The organism is Anaerotignum lactatifermentans DSM 14214 (genome assembly GCF_900142265.1).
Taxonomy (GTDB): Bacteria; Bacillota; Clostridia; order Lachnospirales; family Anaerotignaceae; genus Anaerotignum; species Anaerotignum lactatifermentans.
In genome coordinates, this window is record NZ_FRAH01000093.1 from 1 (window position 1) to 10,320 (window position 10,320).

11 protein-coding genes and 2 pseudogenes are annotated in these 10,320 nt (G+C 48.6%); 3 read left to right on the forward strand and 10 right to left on the reverse strand.

The genetic code is table 11. From position 1 onward, the window contains the following. From BUB35_RS16395 to BUB35_RS16435, 9 genes and pseudogenes are all read right to left on the reverse strand, one after another. Positions 1-1,510, reverse strand: a 1,510-nt coding sequence (locus BUB35_RS16395) for a recombinase family protein (RefSeq protein WP_330391153.1), incomplete at its 3' end; no start/stop codon positions are given. A gap of 55 nt (positions 1,511-1,565) precedes the next feature. Beyond that, a pseudogene (locus tag BUB35_RS16400) lies at positions 1,566-1,865 on the reverse strand (VirD4-like conjugal transfer protein, CD1115 family); the annotation flags it as partial. Continuing rightward, positions 1,862-2,347 (reverse strand): PcfB family protein, encoded by a 486-nt coding sequence (locus BUB35_RS16405; protein ID WP_072853528.1) that lies wholly within the window; start codon positions 2,345-2,347, stop codon positions 1,862-1,864. The gene BUB35_RS16405 and the pseudogene BUB35_RS16400, both read right to left, overlap by 4 nt. Before the next feature lie 90 nt (positions 2,348-2,437). Further along, a complete protein-coding gene (locus BUB35_RS16410) occupies positions 2,438-2,800 on the reverse strand; it encodes a DUF7768 domain-containing protein (RefSeq protein ID WP_072853530.1) in 363 nt (120 codons plus the stop codon). 46 nt (positions 2,801-2,846) lie between these two features. After that, positions 2,847-3,728 carry a DUF6017 domain-containing protein gene (locus BUB35_RS16415; protein WP_072853532.1) on the reverse strand — a complete coding sequence of 294 codons (882 nt, stop codon included), beginning with the start codon at positions 3,726-3,728 and terminating at the stop codon, positions 2,847-2,849. Between the two features lie 57 nt (positions 3,729-3,785). After that, complete coding sequence (locus BUB35_RS16420; RefSeq protein WP_072853534.1) at positions 3,786-4,292, reverse strand: hypothetical protein; 507 nt, start codon at positions 4,290-4,292, stop codon at positions 3,786-3,788. Between the two features lie 30 nt (positions 4,293-4,322). Further along, a complete protein-coding gene (locus tag BUB35_RS16425) occupies positions 4,323-4,592 on the reverse strand; it encodes a DUF5720 family protein (protein WP_072853536.1) in 270 nt (89 codons plus the stop codon). Beyond that, entirely contained in the window at positions 4,589-5,197 is a 609-nt protein-coding gene (locus tag BUB35_RS16430) for a hypothetical protein (RefSeq protein WP_072853537.1), read from the reverse strand. Before BUB35_RS16430 ends, BUB35_RS16425 begins: the two co-directional genes overlap by 4 nt. A 68-nt stretch (positions 5,198-5,265) precedes the next feature. Next, positions 5,266-6,183 (reverse strand): ParB/RepB/Spo0J family partition protein, encoded by a 918-nt coding sequence (locus BUB35_RS16435; RefSeq protein WP_072853539.1) that lies wholly within the window; start codon positions 6,181-6,183, stop codon positions 5,266-5,268. A 467-nt stretch (positions 6,184-6,650) separates the two neighbouring features. On the opposite strand from BUB35_RS16435, the pseudogene BUB35_RS19715 reads away from it, so the two are divergent. Both BUB35_RS19715 and BUB35_RS16445 read left to right on the forward strand, forming a co-directional pair. Beyond that, positions 6,651-6,986: pseudogene (locus tag BUB35_RS19715) on the forward strand (DUF6061 family protein). A 179-nt stretch (positions 6,987-7,165) separates the two neighbouring features. Beyond that, the gene (locus BUB35_RS16445) at positions 7,166-8,332 is read left to right on the forward strand and encodes a type I restriction enzyme HsdR N-terminal domain-containing protein (protein ID WP_072853541.1); all 1,167 of its coding nucleotides are present in this window, start codon (positions 7,166-7,168) and stop codon (positions 8,330-8,332) included. A gap of 349 nt (positions 8,333-8,681) precedes the next feature. Here the strand turns inward: BUB35_RS16445 and BUB35_RS16450 are convergent, their stop codons facing one another. Continuing rightward, on the reverse strand, positions 8,682-9,968 hold the full coding sequence (locus tag BUB35_RS16450; RefSeq protein WP_143185482.1) for a cell envelope integrity protein TolA: 1,287 nt from the start codon (positions 9,966-9,968) through the stop codon (positions 8,682-8,684). Positions 9,969-10,069: 101 nt separating this feature from the next. Between BUB35_RS16450 and BUB35_RS16455 the strand changes: the two genes are divergently transcribed. Then, positions 10,070-10,320, forward strand: a 251-nt coding sequence (locus tag BUB35_RS16455; RefSeq protein WP_416385643.1) for a transposase, incomplete at its 3' end; no start/stop codon positions are given.

Genomic DNA, 10,320 nt, shown 5'->3' on the forward strand with positions numbered 1-10,320 from the left:
GGGTGAGGTCAGTAAAGGCGGCATGGCGTTCCGTCAGCTTCAAAAACTTCTGCGCCCGTCCTCCCGCGTTCTCATAAGCGGATAGCTGCTCTTGGAGTATGGAAAGCTCCGTTTTCAATGCGTAGTATTCTTCTGAATACTTCTGCGACATTTGCTCGTAGCGGTCTTGCGGGATAGTGCCGAGGGCGTTGTCCTCATAGAGCTTGTTCAGCACCTTGTCGATCTGTTCAAGGCGCGCCGTGATTTGTGGGATACGCTTCTGCTGCTTTTTGGTCTGGTCGGTCTGCTGCATGGCAAGGTTCTTTTTCACTAAGGCTTCAAACTCCGCCCGGTTGCTGATAGAATAGTCCTCGATTTTCTTCAGCACTTCCGCGACGGTCTGCATGAGCAAGTCCGCGTCAATGATGTGCGGGGAATGGCATTTGGGGTTTTTGGCTTTTCCCTTGTGGTACTCGCTGCAATAGGCAACGTGCCGCTTGCCGCCGTTTCTGTAATCTATGCGGATGTGCATTTTTGCGCCGCAATCCTTACAGAAAAGCAAGCCCGACAAAGGGTGGATTTCCCCGTCCCCGTTGGGGCGTCTGACGGGCGCGTTTTCCAAAATCCGCTGTGCGGTTTCAAAGTCGGCGCGGTCAATAATCGGCTCATGCACATTTTCGGTTATCTGCCATTGGCTCCGGTCTACATAGTGGTTCCGCTTGTCCCGGAAATGCTTTGTAGTCTTGAAGTTGACTACATCGCCGCAATACTCCTGCCGTGTAAGGATATGGGTCAAAGTGGCTTTGTTCCACTTGTAACGGTTATCCTCATTGAGCGCCCTGTTTTTGCACGTTCCCCGCCCGCGCTCTTTCATGTAGAATGTGGGCGTTGGGATTTGCGCCTGCGTCAGATATACGGCGATTTGGTTGCGGTTTTTCCCGTCCAGAAACAGGCGAAAAATCAAACGGACAACTCCGGCGGCTTCCTCGTCGATTATCCAAAAATCCTTGTTGTCCGGGGATTTGACATAGCCATAGAGAGCTTCGGTGGCAATCGGCTTTCCACTCATGCCCTTCGTCTTAATGCCGGTCTTTACTTTCTTGCTGATGTCCTTTGCGTACCACTCCGACATGATGTTGATAAAGGGCGCAAACTCCAATGTGTCGGGCTTCTCGCTGTCTATCCCGTTGTTGACCGCGATAAAGCGCACATTGTTCCGTCTGAATATCTCCATAGCGTTGCCGACTTGGAGATAGTCGCGCCCCCAGCGGGTCATGTCTTTCATAATACACACGCCGATTTTACCGTTTTCTACGTCCTCTATCATGCGGGAGTAGGCGGAGCGGTCGAAAAATCTGCCGCTTTCATCGTCGTCAATGTAGTGCCGGATATTCGTCAATTTTAGCTGTCTGGCGTAGCTTTCCAAAAACTTCTTCTGGTTCTGTATGGAGTTGCTTTCGCCGCCGTCCCTGTCCTCGTCGCCTACGGAAAGGCGGGAGTAAAGGGCTGTGATTTTGTTGTAATCATTCATGTGCATATCCTCCTGTGCGTCCATGTAGAGTTCTTTACACTTAAGATTATGCACTCCAGCGGGCCGAACCGTATTCCATGTTCTTGCGGTACTTCTTGGCGTTCTTGCCCTTGAAGTAAACAGCCAGCCGCAGGGCAGCCCCGCAGCATAGGCCCACCAGCAGGTCAACCGGGTGAAAGCTGGGGAGCGCCGATTGAAAAGCGGCGGCAAATCCATCCATCAGGCCCAGCAGCTTGGCCGAAGCGTCCGCGCCCGGAGCCAGCCGCCATGCCTCGCCCAACTTGGTGGCATAGAGGCCAATCAGCAGATAGGGCAGGTTGGGGAGCAGAAGTTTTTTCAAATCAAGCTGTCTCATCGTTCCTGTTCCCTCCGTTTCTCACGGTTCGGGACCGGGGCTTTCACCAGCTCCTTGAACTTCTTGAGCTTACCCAGCACCGACTCCCGGCGCTGCTCCTTTTTCAGCCGGTTCTTGGAATACTTCTGGAAGGCGGCGTTCATACTCGCCTCGCTGGGAGCCTTGAAGAAAATCTGATACTGGCCCTTTGCCGTTTTATAGACTGCATACTGGACCTTGTACTCACGGGCAATCCGGTCAAAACTCCGAAGCCCCTTGTCTTGCAGGTCGATCTCCTTCATATCGCCGTACTGCTTTTTCAGGTCCTCCATGCTGACCCTGCCGTATGGCTTCACATCATCCGGGCTGTCCCGGCTGTTTTGCAGCTTTTTGTTCTTTCGGTGGGCCAGGTACTTGGAAAGCGCCGCTTTCAGGACCCGGCCGGTGAACTTGGTGGCATTGACCGTCAGCGTCAATGTCCTGTTTTCCACTTCTTCCTGCATCAAAATCACTCCCTTCTGTCAGGATGAAAGCGGCGGACCCATCTAAGGCGGGACCACCAGACGGCGGAGCAGGTATTTCCCCCGCATGGGTCAGGCTCCCTTTTTGCCGCCATCCTCGCGGCCCTGGCCTTTGACCGTCAAAATACCGTCCAGGGTGGTGGCGGTGATCCGCAGCCGCTCGGCTACGGCGATGTCATTCTTCATGGCCTCATCCACCGTACCGCCGCAGACTACCAGCACAGAAGCGCGGCGGAGATAGTCGCGGGCCATGTCGATCCCGTCCTTATGCTCCTGGGGGATGCTGTCCTTCAAAAACAGCGGCAGGAACAAAAGCGGGCAGACCGGGGAAAAACCGGCCTCATAGACCAGGCGGCAGTATTTGGCGGCGTTTTCGGTGTTCTCAAACTCGTTGTCGCCCCAATGGGCGGTGATATACGCAAGCGGGCGTTTCATGCAAAACTCCTTTCTCCCCATGTCCGGGGTGCAGAAAAGGCGGCCCTTATGAGCCGCCTCCATAAAGGTCGTGATTGACCAGCATCGTGTAGTGATTGTCCAGAGAGGACGGTGCATTGAACAGCGCCGCCATCAGATATGCCTTGGTGTTCCAGACGCGGGTGGTGTTTTCGTGAATACCGTCCAGCACTTTCTCGATGTGGGAACAGGTGATTTTCTCAAACCTCTGCTGAACAAAAGCGGTGGGATATTCCACATCCCGCCCGATCTTGATGGTGGGGCTTTTAGTCAGCGCCACTTCCAGCATGATTTCCACGAACTCGTCTATCTGCTCCCGGTTCAGGGAATTGCAGATATGCTCGTACTCAATCTGATCCCTGATTTCTTCTCGTTTCTCCATCACTTCCGTCTGTCCGTCCGTCTCAGCCGCCGCAGGTGCAGAAGGAAAGAATGAATGAGTATTTGATCCATGAGTATTTGATTTTTGGATATTTGATTTCTTAGTATTTAATTGCGGCGGGTTTTCCGTATCTGGTACAGCCATATCTGGTGTTTCCATATCTGGATTTACCATATCCGGGTTTTCCGTACCTGGTGAAGCCGTATCTGGCGGGGCCGGTTCCGGCTGGGGCTTGACCGGCTTCTCAAAGATGGTGTACTCGGTATCGGTGATCCGGCCATTCTTGCCCCGAAGCTGCCTGCGGGTCAGATACCCCGCGCTTTCCAGCTCCCGGAGGGTCTTGCCAATCGTCTCCACGCTTTCCTTGCAGATGGAGGCCAGGCCCCGCGTGGTGTAATTCCACTCATCCGGCAGGGAGAGCATCATGGAGAGAAGCCCCTTGGCTTTCAGGGTCAGGCCGGTATCTTTCAGGTGGTAGTTGCTCATCACGGTGTAGTCCCGTGTGCGCTCTACGCGAAAAACTGCCATATTCATCACTCCCATTCTGAAAGGGCGGCCCGGCCCTGGGGCCAGCCGCCTTACTGGTTACGGTTCATAGACCGGCTGGGTATGTTCATACACCGGGCCGCACAGCCCGTTTAAGTCCTCCACAAGCTCGCCCAGGTCCAGGCACAGCTCGCTGTCCATGACCGGCGTATCTTTGATGGTGCGGTACTGCGTGATGTAACCGTCATGGTCGTAGTTCACGCTCACGCAGGAGACAACCGCCAGGGACATATCTTCCAGGAGCCACAGCTCCAAGGTGCGGGTAGCCACCACAATCTCCATCGTGACCTGATCGGTTTCCTCATACAGCAGGGTAGCCTTCTGGCGGAACAGGTCCTCGCCCCGGTAGTTGAAGGACCGTTCCTGCCTGCCCTGGGTGATGTAGGAATACACCGTTGTGGCATTGTGGCGGACCACCTGCAACAGACTGTAAATATCCAGACTTTCCACCAGCTCGGCGGCTTCGTCCTCGGTGTAGCAGCCTTCCTCCACCGCCTGCTGAAACAGATCGTCAAAGGTTTCTTTCAATGCTTCATAAGCGTCCATACTTAAATCCTCCTATGGGTGAGCCTGCCATCAACGGCGGCGTTTTTTTGGTTTGTCGGGCAGGATATGCCCCTCGATGATTGCAGCGTGTCGGCGGATCTGAAGCTGGCCCTGGCGTTCCAGGGACCGCATCCGGGCATACTCGTCCTCGGTCAGAAACAGCCGCTTATACTGGCCCCTGCGCCCCAGGGGGCAGTGGGTAGACAGAATGAGAAATTCCGCCATGTGCCGGGTATCGTCCTTGAACCGTTCCACAGCCAGCAGGTCGTGGCCTTCCAGCGGGAGATGCAGAGGTTTCATGCCTTGCGCCCCCTTTCGTGAATATCCAGGACCGCACAGCCATACCGGGCGATGAGCAGGGCGTTCACGATCATGCGAAGCGCCGCAGCGTCCACAACCTCGGCATCCGCCAGGTCACGGGTTGTCAGTCCTCCCGCGTTGGTATAGATGCCCCGCGCAGCGATATAGAGGGTGTAATCGTGGGGAGAAATCTCATGGAGCCTTGCATAGTCGAACTCCGCGCCCCGCCTGCACAGGCAGTTTCCGGCGCGGCGGTAAATATCCTCATCGGAAGTGAACAGGAACATGACCGCAAAGAAAGCAGGCGTGTCCCGGCGTTTGCTGTGGCCCAGGTGGATTTTCACACCCTCCATGCGCTGCCGGTGGCGCTCATCCTGCCAGAGCATACCGGGGAAATCCCGGATCAGCGGTTCCAGGCGGGCCATCAGGCGCTTATCGTGGGGAAACATCTGCCGGACCACCTCTGCATAGCCCACAACACCCGCCTCGATGCGCTCGGCCATCCAGGGGCAGCCGCAGGCGGTGCAGCCAAATTTCTTGACATACTCGGTGCAAAGTTTGCAGTCCACATCTGCCGGTGTGTATTTGAAAGTGTTGATATACATGGATACCTCCTTGTGAAAATGAAAAAGCCGGGCAAATGGATTGTCCGGCGGGTTAGGTGTATTCGGTTTTATCGCTCCTGGCTGCGCTGGCGTTTCTTCTGCCATGCCTCAAGCAGCTTGATGATGGTGTTCTCCATTTGCAGGGGCGTATAGGATTTTGGAAAATACTTGCGTATGCGGTCCCCGTCAAAGGTCAGACTGAATTTCTCCGACTTCTTTTCCTCGGACATGATTGCCAGCATACTGTCCTCATTGAGTTTCCCGGTTTGGCTGAATTTCTTCATCCGCTGGGCCTGGGAGAGTGACGGGGTGGCCTGCTCATAGTCTATCGTGGTGACGAGTATCTGCTGTTCCTCCGGCTTGAGAGCCGCAATCTGATAAGCGGGTGAAAGTGCAATCTTGCCATCATCCACCATCTGCATCAGCTCCGGGACCAGGTTCGTCAGGGAAATATAGTTGCGGACCGTATCGCCGCTGACCCCCATCTGCTGGCCGATCTCATCATCACTTCTCAACTTCGCCGAAATTTTCGGCGAAGTCAAATCGTTTCGTGCGCCCTGCCGCTTGATGGCCTCCAGCTTCATCTTGTATGCCTTGGCCCTCTCGCTGGGCAGAATGTTCTCCCGCTGAAGGTTGCTGTCCACCATGATGATGGTGGCAGCGTCCCGGTCCAGGTTGCGGATCAGGACCGGCATCGTGTCCAGACCGGCCTGCTCACAGGCGTATTTGCGCCGGTGTCCGGCCACAATCTCATAGCCGCCTTCCTCGCGGGGCCGCACGATGGCAGGGACAATCACGCCATACTCTTTGACGCTCTGGATTGTCTCCCGCATTTCCTCATCGTCCCGTACCTGAAAAGGATGGTCCGGGAATGGGTGAAGGTCGGTCAGCGGCAGGCGGACCACCACTTCTTCCTGGGGTGGCTGCTGGGCAGGCGGGGCGGTTTTCTTTCGTCCCCTGGCAGGTGACGCGGGCTTGTCGCTCAATGCTTCTCACCTCCATTGAGACACAAAAAGGAGGTCCAGCCCGGAACCCCCTTTCGCATCTGATTTTAGGCATAGAAAAACGGACATCAGCAGAAACACTAATGTCCGTCAGTCCATCGGCTCACAAGAGCCGCCATATTCAGTTGTCCGGCTTCACACAGGGGAGGCTCCGGCGGAGCCTGGCACACATCACGACAGTTCTCTTTGCCATTTCATTCTCTTGTCGTTCCCTGTGTTTTGCCCTTAATTTTTCCCTCACGAGCGTCCGTGAGGCCATAAAAATGCGGTAATGTTCGATAACAGCCTATAACGCCTTCGCATGGATAAATTGGCGTATTTTCAAGGGTTTCCGGGGTTTTAATAACACCCGATAACGCCTCTCGGAAGGTGGTGAAATCTCAAAGGGCTAATTCCTGTTTTACGGCATCTGTCTGAAAATAACAAAGAAAAGAACAATGTCGAGTCATATGACAGGCATTGTTCTTTTTTGTAAAAATATCAGAATTACAGAGCTATTCACTATAAAATGCCTATTATTTTGCGAGTTTAACTTTGATGCTGTCTGCGTAAAGCTTTGCTTTTCGGATAGCAACATGGTTTTTATAGGTACTATCGCTGTGGAAAACGAGGTGATGTACAATATGTATTAATAGTTGCAACTCGATTACCTGCTCTATAATGACCCTGATGCATATGCTGACTTAATCCTTAGCGAAGATCCTGCTGTTTGCCTCAAAACAGCTACAGAATATGAAAGCTTTGATTTATTTTTACTGACGAACAAGAGCTGTCCGGCTATTTAGTGCGGAGTTCTTGTTTGGCTATAGAGGTGTTCATAAAAGGTTATGCTTTAGCTTGGTGTATTTGGAAACGAATCTTGAAAGATGTAGTGTCGTTTTGTATAATGATGCACGTATACATACGAGCGGGGTTCTTTTCTGAATGCTGCAGTACACAAAAATTGAGTTGGGAGGTTCGCATCATGACAGATTTTTATAAATTACTTAACGATTTACAATTACCCCCAATACATAAGTCTCAAGGGAAAGAATACTATGTTGATCCATTTAGAGAGCGATTAATCTTGAAAACGCCAGAGGAAACTGTTCGGCAACAAGTTTTACAATACTTGCTATTTTGTAAAAATATACCTAAGGAAATGATACAAGTTGAAATGCGTCTTTCTAAATACCAAATAAATAGTGCTCGTCGTGCCGATATTATTGTAGAAAGGTTTAATGGAAACAAGGGCGAACTGTCCCCACTGGCGATTATTGAATGCAAAGCACCTGAAATTATGATTGGTGATAGCGCAATTCAGCAAGCTATAGACTATGCAGATGCTTTGAACGCAGACTACATTTTTGTTACAAATGGCGATTACACTATGACTGCAAAGTATGAAGCTGAGATAAATCAATACGTACTTTTAAATGAGTTGCCGGATTATCAATCCATGCTATGTGGGCAAGGTGATTATTTGCCGGAAGATCAGCCTAAAGAACGTTTTGCATTTGATGTTCTTAATGAAAACAAGGATTATTATTGTGGGTATGAATTTAACCCTGATACTCCGAGTGAGTTGCTTCCTTTTTTGACAAACTTATGGGAGTGCTTTTTAGACACAAGCCATAAAATGCCGGAAAAACAGTATAGGCATTTTCGTCTAATAAAAGACTATGGAATTAGATTCCTTTCTTGTGGTAACGCAGCAGGAGGAAGTTATCAGGGAGCATATCGTTCTTTTTTGATTGAGTATCAATCTAATACAAAGTTTATGAACTTAGGGTTCTTTGATTACGGCTCGCATACGATATTGACTGTTTCTGTTGATAAGGACAACAACAAACCGCACAATTCACTTCAGTATGATGTGAATGCTATAATCCAAAATGGGGAAACATACTCTTTCCCGCATCATGGCAAAATAGCTATTGGAAAGAAGGGAAGCGGTAAAGTAAGTGAGTTGAAAGAGCTGATAGGAAGCCAGACGCCGGAGTTATTGGTTTGTGGAGATATTTTCTTGGGAACGCTACACAACCAGAAATTACTTTATCTTGATGATACGGACGTAACTGATTTTGTCGAAAAATTATTGACCTATGCATTGATAAGAGATGTATTCCGTGAAATAAAATTGGGGAATTAGTTGTTGTTTCAATCTTAATAATATTTGCTAATGAGTATGGCAGAAAGATGAAACTCCCCCAACTTTTGATGAAAACGGAAGCATCGTTGCAAAAAATCTGTTTGCCTGAATTGAAAATCGTGGACGAAATCAGCGGCATAGAATATATAGTTGCAGGGGGTAGCAATGAGGGTACGGAAACTCTTGAAAGTTAGCTACATTCCTGTGGATGAACTGATAAAAGCGGAACAGGCATGATTTCAATCATGCCTGTTCTAAGAAACTCGCATATTATCGTTTTACAATTACCGAGTATTCACTGCACCTTTTTTGGCTTTAGAATGCTCTTTATTTTGCTGCAAATGATAATTTATTTTAATTGATTTTCTAATCGACCCTCTAATTGCCCTTGTTCAAAGTCTAAATTGTTATAAGTTTCCATATCTGATTCCAAAGCAGTGGCATCAATTTCTTGGTATATGGTACTTTCAAATTCAAATCCTGCGTTATCTCTCAGGGTTTTTGTTCCAGATGTCTTCACATAGGCGGTATAAACTCCTGAACTGGAAAGAGGAGCGAGTGGTCGCAATACATAATAGGTGGATCTATCGGGCATAGTTCCCCATAGGCTATCATAAATGACATTTGCGGCTACATATTCCAGTTTTTCTTCTTTCAAGGAATCCAATTCTTTTTGGATTGTTCCGCTAATGGTATCCTCATAATAAGTACCTAATTTTTGAATGACATAGAATTCTCGATATTGACAGTTGGAATATATATTTGTGATATCTCCGCCATATTTTTTATCTAACTCCCATAACATATCTTTATTTGCTGTATAAGCTTGGCAGCTCTCTAAATATTCTTTGAAGTGTGGTGTATTCATATCATTTGGATAATTGGTGATGTATAAATTGCAGAGATCCTCAATTTTTCCCTCTGTTTCATAGGAACTGAATGTTTTATCTTGTGTATAGATTCCTTTGATTTTTTGGGAAATGACAGGATAAACTTCAGCAGCAGTATATTTTTTGACTTTTTTTGCGTTGGATTCTTTAGGATTCTCTATATATTTATCTAAGAGGCTGTTGATTTTTTCCTTTCTTTGCTCAGCTTCTTTTTCTCGTATTTCGGCTAGCTGTTCCTCTTGTTCCTTCTGTTTTTCAGTAGCCTCTATTTCTGCGTGCTTTTCTTTTTCTGCGTTTTCAGTGGCTTTTTGCTCAGCTTTTTTAGCGGCTTCAACGGCAGCTAATTGTTCTTTTTCTGCGAGAATAGCTTGGTATTCGGAGGAATAACCAGTTTCCAGATTGGTAGATAGAGTAACAATGGTTAGCAAACAAATAAACCATATAAATGGAACAACAACTAGAAAGTATATGAGTTTATGTCGCGAAAAAAATTTCATACGAGAAGAAATTTGAAAAGCATCTGTAAGCAGTAAAAATGGAATGCCGATGAAAACAAGGTAAGATAATCGGCTTACTGTTTGACTGATTGCACGATCCTGTGCTGTCACGCAGTCTGAAGATGGTCCCATACCATAGAATAGAAGAAGCAAAATGATATAACCAATCACGGCGCAGCACATTTTCCATTTCTTCTTCGTACGAAAACCTGGTATATAAGATAGTATTTTTTTGAATCGTTCTTTCATGATAAATAAGCCCCTTCCTATTTGAACAGGTCCAGTAAAAACGGACAATGACAAAAAGCCCCCTTATGTAGGATAATAGAACTACATAAGGGGGTCTCGCTATGTCCGGAAAAAAAGGAATGAAAAAGTATCCAGCGGGGATACGAGAGGAAGTTGTATCACGAATCAGAGCAGGAGAAAGTCAGCGTGCTTTAAGTCAAGAGTATGGGATTAGTCGATGGGCAATTCACTGCTGGCTAAAAGAATCTGTCCTTCCAAAGACACGAGGGCGCAAACCTGCAAAAACACTGGCAGAATACAAGTATGAGAACAAACGACTAAAGATGGAAAATGAGCTATTGCGGGATTTTCT

What these genes read in the sequence shown, in the direction of transcription:
- BUB35_RS16405 (WP_072853528.1), bottom strand. Translation starts at nt 2,347, where the DNA reads ATGCAGGAAGAAGTGGAAAACAGGACATTGACGCTGACGGTCAATGCC.
- BUB35_RS16410 (WP_072853530.1), bottom strand. Translation starts at nt 2,800, where the DNA reads ATGAAACGCCCGCTTGCGTATATCACCGCCCATTGGGGCGACAACGAG.
- BUB35_RS16415 (WP_072853532.1), bottom strand. Translation starts at nt 3,728, where the DNA reads ATGGCAGTTTTTCGCGTAGAGCGCACACGGGACTACACCGTGATGAGC.
- BUB35_RS16420 (WP_072853534.1), bottom strand. Translation starts at nt 4,292, where the DNA reads ATGGACGCTTATGAAGCATTGAAAGAAACCTTTGACGATCTGTTTCAG.
- BUB35_RS16425 (WP_072853536.1), bottom strand. Translation starts at nt 4,592, where the DNA reads ATGAAACCTCTGCATCTCCCGCTGGAAGGCCACGACCTGCTGGCTGTG.
- BUB35_RS16430 (WP_072853537.1), bottom strand. Translation starts at nt 5,197, where the DNA reads ATGTATATCAACACTTTCAAATACACACCGGCAGATGTGGACTGCAAA.
- BUB35_RS16445 (WP_072853541.1), top strand. Translation starts at nt 7,166, where the DNA reads ATGACAGATTTTTATAAATTACTTAACGATTTACAATTACCCCCAATA.
- BUB35_RS16450 (WP_143185482.1), bottom strand. Translation starts at nt 9,968, where the DNA reads ATGAAAGAACGATTCAAAAAAATACTATCTTATATACCAGGTTTTCGT.